General features: G+C 72.3%; 14 protein-coding genes and 2 rRNA genes. 3 read left to right on the forward strand and 13 right to left on the reverse strand.

What is annotated here, in order from left to right; translation table 11 throughout:
- Positions 1 to 41 precede the first annotated feature (41 nt).
- The 4 genes from hemC to DTL70_RS21790 form a co-directional block, all read right to left on the reverse strand.
- Positions 42 to 1,052, reverse strand: a complete 1,011-nt coding sequence (hemC, locus tag DTL70_RS21775) for a hydroxymethylbilane synthase (RefSeq protein WP_114023632.1) — start codon at positions 1,050 to 1,052, stop codon at positions 42 to 44.
- Complete coding sequence (locus DTL70_RS21780) at positions 1,049 to 2,362, reverse strand: glutamyl-tRNA reductase (RefSeq protein WP_114023633.1); 1,314 nt, start codon at positions 2,360 to 2,362, stop codon at positions 1,049 to 1,051. Before DTL70_RS21780 ends, hemC begins: the two co-directional genes overlap by 4 nt.
- Positions 2,359 to 3,147 carry a redox-sensing transcriptional repressor Rex gene (locus DTL70_RS21785; protein ID WP_114018766.1) on the reverse strand — a complete coding sequence of 263 codons (789 nt, stop codon included), beginning with the start codon at positions 3,145 to 3,147 and terminating at the stop codon, positions 2,359 to 2,361. The genes DTL70_RS21780 and DTL70_RS21785 overlap by 4 nt, the downstream gene beginning before the upstream one ends.
- 586 nt (positions 3,148 to 3,733) lie before the next feature.
- Complete coding sequence (locus DTL70_RS21790) at positions 3,734 to 3,970, reverse strand: glutaredoxin family protein (RefSeq protein ID WP_114023634.1); 237 nt, start codon at positions 3,968 to 3,970, stop codon at positions 3,734 to 3,736.
- A gap of 54 nt (positions 3,971 to 4,024) precedes the next feature.
- Between DTL70_RS21790 and DTL70_RS21795 the strand changes: the two genes are divergently transcribed.
- From DTL70_RS21795 to DTL70_RS21805, 3 genes are all read left to right on the forward strand, one after another.
- Complete coding sequence (locus DTL70_RS21795; protein ID WP_114023635.1) at positions 4,025 to 4,969, forward strand: HAD family hydrolase; 945 nt, start codon at positions 4,025 to 4,027, stop codon at positions 4,967 to 4,969.
- Positions 4,970 to 5,391: 422 nt separating this feature from the next.
- A complete protein-coding gene (locus DTL70_RS21800) occupies positions 5,392 to 6,216 on the forward strand; it encodes an ECF subfamily RNA polymerase sigma factor, BldN family (protein WP_114023636.1) in 825 nt (274 codons plus the stop codon).
- A gap of 304 nt (positions 6,217 to 6,520) precedes the next feature.
- A complete protein-coding gene (locus DTL70_RS21805; protein WP_114023637.1) occupies positions 6,521 to 7,906 on the forward strand; it encodes a DUF5667 domain-containing protein in 1,386 nt (461 codons plus the stop codon).
- 74 nt (positions 7,907 to 7,980) lie between these two features.
- Here DTL70_RS21805 and DTL70_RS21810 read toward each other — a convergent pair whose 3' ends face one another.
- The 9 genes from DTL70_RS21810 to DTL70_RS21850 all read right to left on the reverse strand — a co-directional run.
- Positions 7,981 to 8,313: a hypothetical protein gene (locus DTL70_RS21810; protein WP_245979505.1), complete on the reverse strand. Its 333-nt coding sequence runs from the start codon at positions 8,311 to 8,313 to the stop codon at positions 7,981 to 7,983.
- 149 nt (positions 8,314 to 8,462) lie between these two features.
- Complete coding sequence (locus DTL70_RS21815; protein ID WP_114023638.1) at positions 8,463 to 9,611, reverse strand: lysophospholipid acyltransferase family protein; 1,149 nt, start codon at positions 9,609 to 9,611, stop codon at positions 8,463 to 8,465.
- Positions 9,604 to 10,701 carry an NAD-dependent epimerase/dehydratase family protein gene (locus DTL70_RS21820; RefSeq protein WP_114023639.1) on the reverse strand — a complete coding sequence of 366 codons (1,098 nt, stop codon included), beginning with the start codon at positions 10,699 to 10,701 and terminating at the stop codon, positions 9,604 to 9,606. Before DTL70_RS21820 ends, DTL70_RS21815 begins: the two co-directional genes overlap by 8 nt.
- 168 nt (positions 10,702 to 10,869) lie before the next feature.
- Positions 10,870 to 10,968 (reverse strand): 30S ribosomal protein bS22, encoded by a 99-nt coding sequence (locus DTL70_RS21825; protein WP_003948845.1) that lies wholly within the window; start codon positions 10,966 to 10,968, stop codon positions 10,870 to 10,872.
- Positions 10,969 to 11,150: 182 nt separating this feature from the next.
- Complete coding sequence (locus DTL70_RS21830; RefSeq protein ID WP_157846443.1) at positions 11,151 to 11,360, reverse strand: helix-turn-helix domain-containing protein; 210 nt, start codon at positions 11,358 to 11,360, stop codon at positions 11,151 to 11,153.
- Positions 11,361 to 12,098: 738 nt separating this feature from the next.
- Positions 12,099 to 13,280, reverse strand: a complete 1,182-nt coding sequence (locus tag DTL70_RS21835) for an acetoin utilization protein AcuC (RefSeq protein ID WP_114023640.1) — start codon at positions 13,278 to 13,280, stop codon at positions 12,099 to 12,101.
- Entirely contained in the window at positions 13,249 to 14,526 is a 1,278-nt protein-coding gene (locus DTL70_RS21840; protein WP_114023641.1) for an MFS transporter, read from the reverse strand. Before DTL70_RS21840 ends, DTL70_RS21835 begins: the two co-directional genes overlap by 32 nt.
- A 99-nt stretch (positions 14,527 to 14,625) precedes the next feature.
- Positions 14,626 to 14,742 (reverse strand): 5S ribosomal RNA (rrf, locus tag DTL70_RS21845).
- Positions 14,743 to 14,827: 85 nt separating this feature from the next.
- Positions 14,828 to 14,913: ribosomal RNA gene (locus DTL70_RS21850) — 23S ribosomal RNA — on the reverse strand; the annotation flags it as partial.

Genomic DNA, 14,913 nt, shown 5'->3' on the forward strand with positions numbered 1-14,913 from the left:
CGTCGTGCGTGCGGTGCTCGACTTGTCGGCGGCGGTGGGGCTCAAAGTGCTCGCTCCCCCATCAGACCGGCCGCACCCTTGGCGAGCATCTCGTCGGCGAGCTCCTGACCCATGCGGGCAAAGGCTGCATGGTCGACGATCTCACCGTCGGACGCCGGTACGGGACCGGTGGTGGACAACTGCACCAGCGTGCGTCCGTCGGTGGTGCCGACGACGCCGCGCAGGCGCATTTCGGTGACAACCTGCCCCTCGACAAGCAGGTCGGCAAGCGCACCCACGGGTGCGCTGCAGCCGGCCTCCAAGGCGGCGAGCAGGGTTCGCTCGGCGGTGACGGCCGCCCGCGTGTGCGGGTCGTCCAGCTCCGCGAGCTGTGCGGCCAGGTGCGCGTTGGATGCCGCGCACTCGACGGCCAGTGCCCCCTGGCCGGGGGCGGGAAGTACCTGGTCCGGGCTGATCAGTTCGGTGGCCTCCTCGGCGAGGCGGCCGACGCGCTGGAGCCCGGCGGCGGCGAGGACGACCGCGTCGAGCTCACCGGAGCGCACGTACCCGATCCGGGTGTCGATATTCCCCCGGATCGGAACGGTCTCGATCTCCAGGCCCAGCGCGCGCGCCCAGGCGTGCACCTGCGCCATCCGGCGCGGCGAGCCCGTACCGATCCGCGCCTTGCCCGGCGCGGCGGCGCGCGCCAGCGCCTCGAAGCCCAGCCCGTCCCTGCCGACCAGCACGTCCCGCGCGTCCGCCCGCACCGGCACGGCGGCCAGCGCGAACTGCTCGGGCTGCGTCGTCGGCAGGTCCTTGAGCGAGTGCACGGCGAAGTCGATCTCGCCGCTGAGCAACGCGTCCCGCAGCGCGTTGACGAACACCCCGGTGCCGCCGATCTGCGCCAGCTGCTCCTTGCTGACGTCGCCGTACGTGGTGATCTCCACCAGCTCGACAGGACGCCCGGTGACCCTGCGGACCTCCTCGGCGACCAGCCCGGACTGCGCCATCGCCAGTTTGCTGCGGCGGGTGCCCAGCCTGAGTGGGGTGGTGGCTGTGGCATGGGTGTTCATTGCCGCTCCTGTTCCGGGTTGCTGACAGCGGCGACCGCCTGCGGGTCGAGGTCGAAGAGTTCACGCAACGCGTCTGCGTACCCGGCGCCGCCGGGCTCGCCCGCGAGCTGCTTGACCCGCACCGTCGGCGCGTGCAGCAGCTTGTCCACGACACGGCGCACGGTCTGCGTGACCTCCGCGCGCAGCTTGTCGTCCATGCCGTGCAGCCGCCCCTCCAGGCGGGCCAGCTCCCCGGCGACGACATCGGCGGCCATGGTGCGCAGCGCGACCACGGTCGGCGTGATCGTCGCGGCCCGCTGGGCGGCGCCGAAAGCGGCCACCTCCTCGGCGACGATGGCACGCACGGCCTCCACGTCACCGGCCATCGGCGCGTCCGCCTCGGCGTCGGCGAGCGACTCGATGTCCACGAGCCGCACCCCGTCGATCCGGTGCACGGCCACGTCGACGTCACGGGGCATGGCGAGGTCGAGCACCGCCAGCGCCGCCTCCCGCCGCCGGCCACCGGCGGCGGCCTCGATGTCGGAGGCCGTCAGGACGAGCCCCGTCGCGCCCGTGCACGAGACCACCACGTCGGCCGCCGCCAGCTCACCGGCGACCGCAGCCATCGGCACGGCACGCCCCTGAAGGCTCTCGGCCAGCCGCTCCGCCCTGGCCAGCGTCCGGTTGGCGATCACCAGTTCGCCTGCACCGGCGCGTGCCAGCACCGTCGCGGCCAGCGACGACATGGACCCGGCGCCGATCACCAGCGCCCGCTTCCCGTACGCCCACTCCTGAACGGACGCTCCGGCCGCGAGCTGCTCCAGACCGAACGTCACCAGCGACTGCCCGGCCTTGTCGATGCCCGTCTCGGAGTGCGCGCGCTTACCCACCCGCAGCGCCTGCTGGAACAGGTCGTTCAGCAGCCGGCCCGCCGTGTGCTGCTCCTGCGCGACGGCCAGCGCGTCCTTGATCTGCCCGAGGATCTGGCCCTCGCCCACCACCATCGAGTCCAGCCCGCACGCCACCGAGAACAGGTGGTGCACGGCACGGTCCTCGTAGTGCACGTACAGATAAGGGGTCAGCTCGTCCAGGCTCACGCCGCTGTGCTGCGCCAGCAGGGTCGACAGCTCGGCGACGCCGGCGTGGAACTTGTCGACGTCCGCGTACAGTTCGATCCGGTTGCAGGTGGAGAGCACGGCCGCCTCGGCGGCGGGCTCGGCGCCCACCGCGTCCTGCAACAGCTTGCCCCGCTCCCCGGGCTCCAGCGCCGCGCGCTCCAGCACGCTGACCGGCGCGCTGCGGTGGCTCAGGCCGACGACCAGCAGACTCATGCCGGCATCACGGCGGGCAGGTCCCCGTCAGGTCCGGACTCGGGCGGCCGCTTGGTGACGGCCACGGCGGGCGGTGCAGCGGGCGGCGCGGTGTCCACCTCGGGGGCCGAGGCGGGCTCCTCGCCCGCCTTGCGCTGCTCGTGGAAGGCGAGGATCTGCAGCTCTATGGACAGATCCACCTTGCGCACGTCCACGCCCTCGGGCACGGACAGCACGGTCGGCGCGAAGTTGAGGATCGAGGTGATCCCGGCGGCCACCAGCCGGTCGCACACCTGCTGGGCGGCGCCCGCCGGGGTGGCGATCACGCCGATGGACACCCCGTTGTCGTCGATGATCTTCTCCAGCTCGTCGGTGTGCTGGACCGGGATCCCGGCGACGGGCTTGCCCGACAGCCCCGGGTCGGCGTCGATCAGCGCCGCGACCCGGAAGCCGCGCGAGGCGAAACCGCCGTAGTTGGCGAGGGCGGCACCGAGGTTGCCGATACCGACGATCACGACGGGCCAGTCCTGCGTGAGACCGAGCTCGCGTGAGATCTGGTAGACGAGGTACTCGACGTCGTAGCCGACACCGCGGGTGCCGTAGGAGCCGAGGTAGGAGAAGTCCTTGCGGAGCTTGGCCGAGTTGACGCCGGCCGCCGAGGCCAGCTCCTCCGATGACACGGTCGGCACCGAGCGCTCGGAGAGCGCGGTGAGTGCCCGCAGGTACAGCGGAAGACGGGCGACGGTAGCCTCGGGGATTCCTCGGCTCCGACTCGTCGCCGGACGATGGTTTCGGCCAGTTGCCACGGTGCTCCTGCCGGTTGCGCGAAGCGGTGAGCGGTCGAACGTGAGGTGCCCTCGCGGACCGCTCCGTCCCGACCAGGCTATGCCTTTGTGAACGCGTGCACAAAGATGGTGTCCGCTTTGTCCGGTCAACGTGACCGGCGCCACAGGCATCAACGGGGACACCGGTCACACTCCTCGCCAATACGCCCCCGGACGGCAAAACGCCCTCGATACTAATCGAAAGCAACTCGAACCCCGACCACATTCCCACTCGCCGAGACCGCTTACGACGGGTTCTGCACGGTTTTCGACCGGCGCCCCGTGCGGGCAGCCGGCACCCTCGCCGGGGTGGCGTGGCCCGGCCGGATCAGGCGGCGGAGCCGGGGGCCCGGGCCCCGGGCTCGCCCTCGGCCCACCCCTTTCCCCGGCCCCGCGAGGGCGTCCGGCCCGGAGGGACCGCGGGGTCGGACCGGAGCGGCGGGAACAGGCCAGGCTCCCGGGCCGGCGTCGCACGCGGACGTGGCCAGGCACGCGGACGGGCCAGGCACGGGGGTGGGCGGTCAGGTACGCGGGCGGGGCGGGCACCCGGTGCGTCCGGGCGCCCGGGTCACTCCGTGAGCGCGCGGCGGAGGCGCTCGGGGTCGACGCGCCAGAAGTCGTGCTGGTGCCCGTCGACGAGGACGACGGGGATCTGTTCCCAGTAGGCGCGGTAGAGCTCCTGGTCCTGGTTGATGTCCTTCTCCTCCCAGGCCGCACCCACCTCGTCGCACACCCGCACGATCACGTCGCGCGCCACGTCACACAGATGACATCCGGGCTTCCCGATGAGGGTCACAGTCTTCATGCCCCATTCTCCGCACGTAACGGACCCACCGAACAAACTGGCTATGCTCGCGGCATGGCCCTTCCCGCATGGCTCACCTCTCGCAAGCGCTCCGCGACCGCGCGAAGCGTGCTCGCCGGCGAGGCCGCCGCGGAGGCGGCGCGCAAGCAGGAGCAGGAAGCGGCGGCCAGGGCAGCCGAGCGCGAGGGGCACGAGGGCGCCGAGGAGGCCGAGTTCCCCGTCGTGGGGGACGTCCGCGCGGCGGCGTTCTTCGACCTCGACAACACCGTCATGCAGGGGGCGGCCCTCTTCCACTTCGGCCGCGGCCTGTACAAGCGCAAGTTCTTCCGCAAGCGCGAACTGACCCGGTTCGCCTGGCAGCAGGCGTACTTCAGGCTCGCGGGCTCCGAGAACGCCGACCACATGCAGGACGCCCGCGAGAGCGCCCTGTCGATCGTCAAGGGCCACCGTGTCCACGAGTTGATGGCGATCGGCGAGGAGATCTACGACGAGTACATGGCGGGCCGCATCTGGCCGGGGACGCGCGCGCTGGCGCAGGCGCACCTGGACGCGGGCCAGAAGGTGTGGCTGGTGACGGCGGCGCCGGTGGAGACGGCCACGATCATCGCGCGGCGCCTGGGGCTGACCGGCGCGCTGGGGACGGTCGCCGAGTCGGTGGGCGGCATCTACACGGGGCGGCTGGTCGGCGAGCCGCTGCACGGGCCCGCGAAGGCGGAGGCGGTGCGGGCGCTGGCCGCGGCGGAGGGTCTCGAGCTGGAGCGGTGTGCCGCGTACAGCGATTCGGCGAACGACATTCCGATGCTGTCGCTGGTCGGTCATCCGTATGCGATCAATCCTGACAGCCGACTGCGGGCGCACGCGCGGGAAATGGGCTGGCGGCTGCGGGACTACCGCACGGGCCGGAAGGCGGCCAAGGTGGGCATTCCGGCGGCTGCCGGTGTGGGCGCGCTGGCGGGTGGCGCCGCGGCCGCCGTCGCGGTCCAGCGCCGGCGCCGGTAGCCCTGCCACGAGGGCCGGTAGGCCTGGTCACGAGGGCGGCCGTCCGCGCGTCGCGGCACGCCCGCGGCGCGTGCCCGACACGTTCCGGCGCGCGGAAGTGTCCGTGCGCCCCTGCCGGAACCCGATCCAGCAGTGTTACCCGGCGTTGTCGCCCGCCAGTCCCGCAGCCCTCAGTCGGTCACAAATGATCGCCGAGGCGACATTTCCAGCCAGCAAAATGATCAGTCTTGGCGGCCGAATCGCGCCTGAAAGCGGCGTCATTCCGTAACAGAGCGAACCGAATCGACGATTTTGGCAACTACGTGTAGTGCCGCCTGTACGAAGCGTTATTCTCCTCAGACGCAATTCGGTACCCATCCGTCCCTACGCCGGGTGAATGGTCCCGCACTGCACGTGATGGAAGCTCTGCCTCTGGGAGTCCCGTGTACCCACACGTCGGGGTTGACGCCTCGGGCCTGGCTACGCTGCGCACGACAGTCTTCGACCAACTGCGTGCGTTCGTCCCCACCGCGTACGCCGTCCCTGCCCTCGCCGCAACAGCCGTAACTGTCCCCGCAGGAGCCGCACCTGTCCCCGCAGGCCCCTGCCACGCCCTCGCGCACCGCGCCGCCGGCGCCACGACCCGCACCACCACGGCCGGTGACCGACGCGCCCGGGGAGCGGGCGCCACCGCCCGGCGCCCCGCCGCCTCGGACACCGACAGCCGCCGGATGATGGACCTGGTCGAAGCGGCCCAGGCCGGTGAGGCCGAGGCGTTCGGCCGGCTCTACGACCAGTACAGCGACACCGTCTACCGCTACATCTACTACCGGGTCGGCGGCCGGGCGACCGCCGAGGACCTGACCAGTGAGACCTTCCTGCGCGCCCTTCGCCGCATCGGAACCTTCACCTGGCAGGGCCGCGACTTCGGGGCCTGGCTGGTGACCATCGCCCGGAATCTCGTCGCCGACCACTTCAAGTCGAGCCGCTTCCGCCTCGAAGTGACCACCGGCGAGATGCTCGACGCCAACGAGGTGGAACGCTCCCCCGAGGAGTCGGTTCTGGAGTCCCTCTCCAACGCCGCCCTGCTGGAGGCCGTACGTAAGCTCAACCCCCAACAGCAGGAGTGCGTCACGCTCCGATTTCTGCAGGGGCTCTCGGTGGCCGAGACGGCGCGGGTCATGGGCAAGAACGAGGGGGCGATCAAAACCCTCCAGTACCGCGCCGTGCGCACCCTCGCCAGGCTCCTCCCCGACGACGCGCGCTGACCCGGCGTGCGCCCGGCACTCGGGCGTGCGCCCAGCAGCCCGGCGTGCGCCCGGCAGTCCCGCGGGGCGCCCGGCACGCCCACGGGGCCCGGACACTTCCGCGGGCGTCGCGCACCGGAACACCGGTCACATCATCGTGACATCGGACTCCGTAACCCGACTGGCTTGCGCTCGTTGTCGGGGTTGCAGACTCCCCCAGCCGTGACCGGCCGGGGCCCGTTCACGCTCGAACGGACGCGGTCGGTCACGCACCCCTTCCTGTGCGGCGGGGAGTCGACCGTGCTGACGAGAGGAGGTGCCGCCGGTGATCGGATCCGTGCCGACCAGCCGACGGGCCATCGCCTTCGCCCAGGCCCTGGACGAGCAGGAGCGCGACGCGGGCGCGGCGGCCGACACAGGGTCCGAGGGCTCCGCGGACCCGGGGAGAAGCGGAGCGGCCCCACCGGGCGCTTCGCCGCGGACACGGGCACGGCACGCGCCGTCCCGGTCGTCGGCCTCTCCCCCGTCGCCGCCCCCGCCCTCCGCGTCGCCACCGCCCCCGCACAGCCACCGGGCGGGCGGCACCGACCGGCCGCTGCTGCCGCTGGCGGGTGAACTGGCCGCGCTGCCCAGGCCGCAGCTGGACCCCGAGGTCAAGACGGTGCAGCGGGCGCAGCTGATCGCCGCCATGGAGGCGGCCTTCGCCGAAGGCGGCACGGCCGCGCCGGACACGCGGCTTCCCGAACAGCGCGACGGCCGGGCCTCCTCCCGGTCCGGGAGGGGCGGCGCGCACCGCGCGCCGAACCCCCTGAGCAAGCTGCGCCCCAGGTCCCGGCTGGGCAAGGGGCTGGCGGCGGGCGGCCTGAGCGTCGGAGTGGCGGCAGGAGCCCTGGGCGGCGCCGCGGCGGCCAGCACCGACGCTCTCCCGGGCGACAACCTCTACGGCCTCAAGCGCGGCATGGAGGACCTCAGGCTCGACCTGGCCGGCGACGACGCCGACCGCGGCAGCCTCCTGCTGGACCACGCCTCCACCCGCATGAAGGAGGCCCGCCGTCTCATGGAGCGGGACCGCGCGGGCGCGCTCGACCACGAGTCGCTGGCCGAGGTCCGCAGGGCCCTCTCGGGCATGCAGCACGACGCCTCGGAGGGGCACCGCCTGCTGAGCGCGGTCTACCGGCAGGACGGCGACCTGGCACCGATCCGGTCGCTGTCCAGCTTCACCAAGGAGCACAGGGACGGCTGGAGCCGGCTGCGCGACCGGCTGCCGGTACAGCTGCGCGACGTGGGCGAGAAGGTCACCTCCGTCTTCGACGCCATGGACGAGGACGTCACCCCTCTGCGGTCGCTTCTCCCGCGCGGGCCCCAGGACGGGGCGCAGGAACGCGAGCGGGGCACGAGCGACCGTACGGGCGAGGAGTCGCCGTCCACGGAGCCCTCGACGCCGTCCTCGGACGGTACGCACGGGCAGCGGGAGCGCCGCAGCGAGGAGCCGTCGCCCACCGACTCACAGCGGCGCGACGGTGAGGGTCTGCTCGGCGGCGGCCTGCTCGGTCCCTCCGAGAAGCCCGAGCGCGGCGACGAGCCCACGGGCTCCCGTTCGGGTTCCGCCTCGGGGAACTCCGCCACGCCGGACGGCGAGCCCGAGATCACCCTCCCGCCGATCGTGCCGGAGGTGCTGCCGGGCCTGGGCCTGGACGACCGCGAGAAGTGAGGCGTACGCCGGGCGCACGACGAGGGGGGCACCGACTGCTCGTCGGTGCCCCCCTCGCGCATGCCGCGCCCTGCTCAGCCCTCTTCCCAGCTCGCACTGCCGGCGCCGGTGCTGGCCGGGCCGCACTCGAATCCCGAGGTTCCGGTGGCACCGGGGTTCAGCGTGACCCAGTTGCCCGCTCCGTCGAAAGCCCGCCCGCACACCACGGTGACGCGGAAGGCGACGGACTGGCTGGTGTTGTTGCGGCAGGCCGCCCAGCCCTGCCGCCCGGTGGTCTTGGTGTTGCAGTCCAGCACGTTGTCGGCGGAAACGGGCGGGGCGTCCGCAGCCGACGCCGTGCCGGCGAGCGGAACCACCGTCGCCGCACCGGCCATCAGGGTCGCCGCGAGCACGCGCTTCATGGTCATCTCCCTCATTCAGCGATGGACGTCGTCCCGGCCGGCTCTGCTCGCCGGCCGATGTCTCCACGCAATCAGCGCGCCGCGCACGTCCACACCTGTCACCCGTCAGGGTCCGCCGCCCGCGCCGGGGCCTTGCCGCCTTGCCCCCGCTGCCGTCAGAAGAAGACCGAGCGGCGCCGCACGAGCAGCTTGTAGAGGGTGTGCTGGATCGTCTCCCGTACCTGGTCGGTCAGGTTGAACATCAGCATCGGGTCGTCCGCCGCCTCGGGCGGGTGGCCGTCGGTGGGCAGCGGCTCGCCGAACTGGATCGTCCACTTCGTCGGCAGCGGCACGGCGCCCAGCGGCCCGAGCCAGGGGAAGGTGGGCGTCAGGGGGAAGTACGGGAAACCCAACAGGCGTGCCACCGTGCGCGAGTTGCCGATCATCGGGTAGATCTCCTCGGCCCCCACGATCGAGCACGGCACGATGGGCGCGCCCGCCCGCAGCGCCGTCGAGACGAAGCCGCCCCGCCCGAACCGCTGGAGCTTGTAGCGGTCGGCGAACGGCTTGCCGAGCCCCTTGAAGCCCTCCGGCATCACGCCGACGACCTCGCCGCGCTCCAGCAGCGTCTGCGCGTCCTCCGCACAGGCGAGCGTGTGTCCGGCCTTGCGGGCCAGCTCGTTGACGACGGGCAGCATGAACACCAGGTCGGCGCCGAGCAGCCGCAGGTGGCGGTCGGCGGGGTGGTGGTCGTGGACGGCGACCTGGAGCATCAGCCCGTCGAGCGGCAGCGTCCCCGAGTGGTTGGCGACCACCAGCGCGGCCCCGTCGGCCGGTATGTTCTCCACGCCCCGCACCTCGACGCGGAAGTACTTCTCGAACACGGGGCGCAGCAGCGACATCAGGACCTGGTCAGTCAGTTCCTCGTCGTAGCCGAAGTCGTCGACCTCGTACTCTCCGGTGACCCGGCGCCGCAGGAACGCCAGCCCCCGCGCCGCCTGCTCCTCCCAGCCGGCTCCCAGCACCCGCTGGAGCAGCCCACCGCCGTCACCGCCCGCCGGGCCCGGCTCCTGCGCGGTCCCCGCAGCCTCTCCCCGTCCTCGGCCCGGCACGGTTCCCGGTCCCTGGTCCGGCACGGTCCCCGCGACCTCTCCCGACCCCTGGCCCGGGACGGTCGTCAGTGGCGGGCGTCGGGGCGGACGGTCAGCGGACGATCGGCCAGGACCCTTCTCCCGCCGGCCCGGCCCGCCGGGCGAACCGGCGGCGGACGCGCCGCGCGGGCGGCCCCTGTCGTCGTCGAAGGGTATGACCTTGGCGTCACCCATCCCGGCGCACCTCCTCCTCGCTCCCCGCCCCGGCGGCCTGTCCCGACGGGACGGGTTTCCCCGTCAACAACTCAGCGACCCTCTCGACGGCCCGCGACACGGTCGCGGGCGGCAGCAGTCCAGGACGGTGGTTGCCCGCGAAGGCCTCCACCGTCTGCCCGCTCGTACGGCGCGGTGTGAAGCCCAGCACGTCGCGGGCGTGCCCGGTCGCCACCACCCGCCCGTGCGTGAGCAGCCGCAGCTGCTCGGGGGAGAAGTCCGCCAGGCCGACCGCGCGCAGCGCTCCGCCGCCCCAGCGGATGGCGGGCAGCAGCGTCGGCACCGTCGGCCGCCCCAGCCGCCTGGCGCACTGGGAGAGCGGCAGCACCCCCTCCCCGGCGATGTTGAAGGTACCCGCGCGAAGAGTTCCGGCGCCGGGCTCGGCCGCCGCCAGGCGCAGCGCCTCGATCACGTCGTCGTCGTGCACGAACTGCAGCCGGGGGTCGTAGCCGAGCACGGTCGGCAGGACGGGCAGCGAGAAGTAGGCGGCGAGCGGCGACTCGGCGGCGGGACCGAGGATGTGGGCGAAGCGCAGCACGGTCACGGCGACGTCCGGCCGCCGCCGTGCGAACCCGCGCACGTAGCCCTCCACCTCGACCGCGTCCTTGGCGAAGCCACCGCCCGGCAGGGAGCGCACCGGGGTCGCCTCGTCGAAGACGGCCGGGTCGCGGGGCGCGGAACCGTACACGTTCGTCGTCGACTTGATCACCAGCCGGCTGACGGTGGGCGTCTGCTGGCAGGCACCGAGCAGCTGCATGGCCCCTATGACGTTGGTCTCCTTGACCGCGCCGCGCCCACCGCCGCCGGGTGTCAGCCCGGTGCCGTGCAGATCCATGTGCACGACCGTGTGCACCGCGTGCTCGGCCAGCACCTTGCCGATGGCGGGCTGCCGGATGTCGGCCCGCACGAACTCCGCGTCGCCCAGCGGGTCGGCCGGCGGGTGGGTGTCCACCCCGATGACCCGGCTGACCCCCGGCTCTCGCCGCACACGGCGGACGAGGCGGGCGCCGAGCGGCCTGCCCACGCCGGTGACGAGTACGACCTTGCCCACGATCCCTCCCTGCGCCGCTCCCGGTACGGCCTCCCGCACGACGTGAGCCCCGACGTGAGCCGCGACGTGAACTCCGGCGTCGGCTCCGACGCGTGCCCAAAGCAGAACCGCCGCCTTTCTCCCCGCACGGGGAGAAAGGCGGCGGTCAGTGGCGTGCGGTGCGCTCGCTCACTTCTTGTTGCGACGCTGCACACGCGTCCGCTTCAGCAGCTTGCGGTGCTTCTTCTTCGCCATCCGCTTACGCCGCTTCTTGATGACAGAGCCCACGACTACCCTCGCTCACGGATCATCCCCCACGGGGTGGGGGCGAACTCATTTCGATACTCGGTGCGGGGCGTCCGAGCCCACACGACCTACATGGGTCCACCCTACCCGGCACCGGACAGTGGATGTGAATCGAGGGGTGCCGCCCGCCCTCATCCGCGGTGGCGGCCGCGCCGGGCCTCGGCCTAAGCGCTCTCCACCCCCACGTAGGACTCCTCAAGGTACTCGTGGACGGCCTTCTCCGGGACCCGGAAGGACCTGCCCACCCGGATCGCCGGCAGATGACCGCTGTGCACCAGGCGGTACACGGTCATCTTGGAGACTCGCATCACCGCGGCGACCTCCGCCACGGTCAGGAACACGACCTCGTTCAGAGGGCGTTCGTCAGCAGCCATGTCACACCTGAACCTTCCGCACATGTCGGGCACCGGCTTCCCCTCCGGTGACTCCTGCTCGCATGTGCGCTCTACCCCGGATCAGGGGCGCGTGATGCAAGTGATGAAGAGGAGTAGCTCTCGCTCGCCTACCGTGACAGACACGCTCGATTGAGTACATAGCGAGTAAGCGCGCGGTAGTAATCGGACTGCGCACCGTCACGCCGGAGCGCCCCTGCGGGCCTCCCTCCAGGGTTCATCGACCGCTCCGCGCCCTCGCGTGCCACCCCGTCGGCCCCCCTCGGCCCGCCGCCCCCGCCGCGCCACTGACCTGCGCCGACGCCTCAGCCGTCCCCCCGTTTCCCACCCTTCGTCACCGCCGGAAGGCAGCGGGGCTCCCCCCTGCCGCACGGCCGGGACCGCGTGGGGCGCGCGAGCGTGCGCCCCGCTCGCGGGCGTTTTCCCGCACGCGGGTTACGCGAGGCGACGCGACTCCCCGTACGTAGGAGAGGCCGCACTGACGTACCCCGAATCGCATCGCTATGTCGACAGGTTCCCCCTACGCCGGTGCTAGGCGGGCCGTCCAGACGCCGACAGGCGTGGGGCCAATGTGACGTAGTTGTCCAGGAGTCGGCCAGGGGGCGGGGACGGCCGACGGGGGCGGCCCGGCTTCGCGGGGCCCACGCGCCTGGGCGCGCCACTTTGCACCTGCCGATACCCCGCAACCGGCACCCCTCAACCAGCCTCGCGACTCGCGGCTCACGGCAGCAGCCCGTGGGCCGGGAACACCGCACGGCGGGTGGCGCGGACCGCTTGGTCCAACCGGTCCGCCGGGTCGTACCCGGCCTCCTCCCAGCCCCGCCAGCGCGGTTCGAGCCCGTCCGTCATCCGCTGCGGGGCTCCTCCGCCGCCCGTCCGCGCGAAGACCTCCTGCCGCCACTCGGCCGGCACCTCGGCCTCCCGCGGCACCGGCGTACCCGCCGCGATCGCCACCAGGTGCGTCCACGTCCGCGGCACCACGTCCACCACCGCGTAACCCCCGCCGCCGAGCGCCAGCCACCGGCCCTGGGCGTACGTGTGCGCCCACTCGTGCGCGGCCTCCGCGGCCAGCCGCTGCGCGTCGACGCTCACCGCCAAGTGCGCCAGCGGGTCCTCGATGTGGGTGTCGGCGCCGTGCTGCGAGACCAGGAACTGCGGCTGGAACGCCTCCAGCAGCTCGGGCACCACCGCGTGGACGGCCCGCAGCCACCCCTCGTCGGTCGTGCCGGGCGGCAGCGCCACGTTCACCGCGCTCCCCTCGGCGTCCGCACCGCCGCACTCCTCCGGCCAGCCCGTGCCGGGGAACAGCGTGCCGGGGTGCTCGTGCAGGGAGATCGTCAGCACCCGTGGGTCGTCCCAGAACGCCGCCTGGACCCCGTCACCGTGGTGCACGTCCAGATCGACGTACGCGACCCGTTCCGCACCCTGCTCCAGAAGCCGGGCGATGGCGAGCGCCGGGTCGTTGTAGACGCAGAAACCGGACGCGCTCGCGGGCATGGCGTGGTGCAGCCCACCGGCGAAGTTCACGGCGTGCAGCGCCTTTCCCTGCCAGACGGCCTCGGCCCCGCCCACCGACTGCCCGGCGATCAGCGCGGAGACGTCGTGCATGCGGGCGAACGCCGGATCGTCGACGGTGCCCAGACCGAACCTCTCATCCGCCGACGCCGGATCAGCGGACGCCTGCCGTACGGCCTCGATGTAGTCCGGCCTGTGGACGAGCCGCAACGTCGACTCCCCGACCGGCTTGGCCGCGACCACACGCAGCTCCGGACAGCTCTCCACCCCCAGCGACTCGATCAGGCGCTTCGTGAGCGCGAGCCGTACGGGGTCCATCGGATGCCCACGACCGAAGTCGTAGCCGGTGACGCCCTCATCCCACATCAACTGCGCGCGGCCGCTCATGCCCGCCACCGTATCGGCCGCGCCCGGCGAACGAGCCGGCGCAGGCCAGTGTCACCAGCACCAACACCATCGGGACGAGCATCGCGCCCCGGTAGTCCCAGGCTCCCCCCAGCGCCCCGACGAGCGGCGATCCCACCAGGAACCCGACATAGTTGAAGACGTTCAGCCGGGCCACGGCCGCCTCGGACGCCGCAGGGAACAGCCGCCCCGCGGCCACGAACGTCTGCGGCACGATCACACACAGCCCGAACCCCAGCACGGCGAACCCGGCGATCCCGGTCCACGACCCCGGTGCCACCGTCACCACCGCGAACCCCAGCGCCGCCACCACCGACCCCGCCCGCACGACGAACGCGGCTCCGAGCCGCCGCACCACCAGGTCACCGACCGTCCGACCCACCAGGGTGGTCACCATGTAGACGTTGTACGGCACCGTGGCCAACTGCTCCGAGCTGCCGAGCACGTCCTGCAGATACTTCGCGCTCCAGTTGGAGACGGTCGAGTCCCCGATGTAGGCGAAGGCCATCACGAGGCAGAGCGGCAACAGCAGCCTCCAGGACACGGCGCCCTCGACCGGGCCGCCGGCGGCGCCTGCACCCGCATGCTCCTCACCGGTGGGCGGCTCCGCCCCGACCGGGTGCCCCTCCCCGTCCGGACGCCGCTGCCCCTCCCGATGCTTCCCGGCATCCACGTACCACCGGCTCGCCACCAGCGTCACCGGCAGCAACACGGCCACCACCGGCCCGTACAGCACCAGCAAGGACAGGTCCTCGTGCGCCCCCAGCCAGGCGAGCGACGCCCCGACGATGCCGCCGAGACTGTAGGCGGCGTGGAAACCCAGCATGATGCTGCGCCCGTACGCCCTCTCCAGGCTGACGCCGAGCATGTTCATCGCCGCGTCCAGCATGCCCACGGCGAGCCCGAACGCCACCAGCGCCAAGGCCAGTTGCGCGAGCCCGCGACCGCCGCCCACCCCGACCAGGGCCAGGCACGTCGCGGCCTGCGACCACCGCAACACCCCGCTCGGCCGCACGCCGCGCACCAGGCGCTCGGCGAGAACACTGCCCACCCCCGCCACGACGGGGACGGCCGCGAGGAAGACGGGAAGCAGCGCGTCGGACACCCCGTACCGGTCCTGGATCGCGGGGATGCGCGTCACCAGCAGCGCGAACACCGCACCCTGCACGAAGAAGGCGGCGGCCAGCGCCAACCGTCCACGCGAGCGCCGCGTCTGAGCCTGCGTCATGGGCGCAGAGCCTAGAACTCCCCGCTACGCGTGGGTAGGTGTAGAACGCAAAAAAGAAAGCCCCGTTGGCGTGTGCCAACGGGGCTTTCCTCACGAATAGTTCGGCGGCGTCCTACTCTCCCACACGCTCCCGCATGCAGTACCATCGGCGCTGAAAGGCTTAGCTTCCGGGTTCGAAATGTAACCGGGCGTTTCCCTCACGCTATGACCACCGAAACACTATGAAACACAACCGGCACAACCCCACCTAGGGGGTGCTCGAGTTGTTGTCTCAGAACCAACACAGTGGACGCGAGCCTCTATGGACAAGCCCTCGGCCTATTAGTACCGGTCACCTCCACCCATTACTGGGCTTCCAGATCCGGCCTATCAACCCCGTCATCTCCA

The organism is Streptomyces diacarni (assembly GCF_003323715.1).
Taxonomy (GTDB): Bacteria; Actinomycetota; Actinomycetes; order Streptomycetales; family Streptomycetaceae; genus Streptomyces; species Streptomyces diacarni.

What these genes read in the sequence shown, in the direction of transcription:
- hemC (WP_114023632.1), bottom strand. Translation starts at nt 1,052, where the DNA reads ATGAACACCCATGCCACAGCCACCACCCCACTCAGGCTGGGCACCCGC.
- DTL70_RS21780 (WP_114023633.1), bottom strand. Translation starts at nt 2,362, where the DNA reads ATGAGTCTGCTGGTCGTCGGCCTGAGCCACCGCAGCGCGCCGGTCAGC.
- DTL70_RS21790 (WP_114023634.1), bottom strand. Translation starts at nt 3,970, where the DNA reads ATGAAGACTGTGACCCTCATCGGGAAGCCCGGATGTCATCTGTGTGAC.
- DTL70_RS21795 (WP_114023635.1), top strand. Translation starts at nt 4,025, where the DNA reads ATGGCCCTTCCCGCATGGCTCACCTCTCGCAAGCGCTCCGCGACCGCG.
- DTL70_RS21810 (WP_245979505.1), bottom strand. Translation starts at nt 8,313, where the DNA reads ATGACCATGAAGCGCGTGCTCGCGGCGACCCTGATGGCCGGTGCGGCG.
- DTL70_RS21815 (WP_114023638.1), bottom strand. Translation starts at nt 9,611, where the DNA reads ATGGGTGACGCCAAGGTCATACCCTTCGACGACGACAGGGGCCGCCCG.
- DTL70_RS21830 (WP_157846443.1), bottom strand. Translation starts at nt 11,360, where the DNA reads ATGGCTGCTGACGAACGCCCTCTGAACGAGGTCGTGTTCCTGACCGTG.
- DTL70_RS21835 (WP_114023640.1), bottom strand. Translation starts at nt 13,280, where the DNA reads ATGAGCGGCCGCGCGCAGTTGATGTGGGATGAGGGCGTCACCGGCTAC.
- DTL70_RS21840 (WP_114023641.1), bottom strand. Translation starts at nt 14,526, where the DNA reads ATGACGCAGGCTCAGACGCGGCGCTCGCGTGGACGGTTGGCGCTGGCC.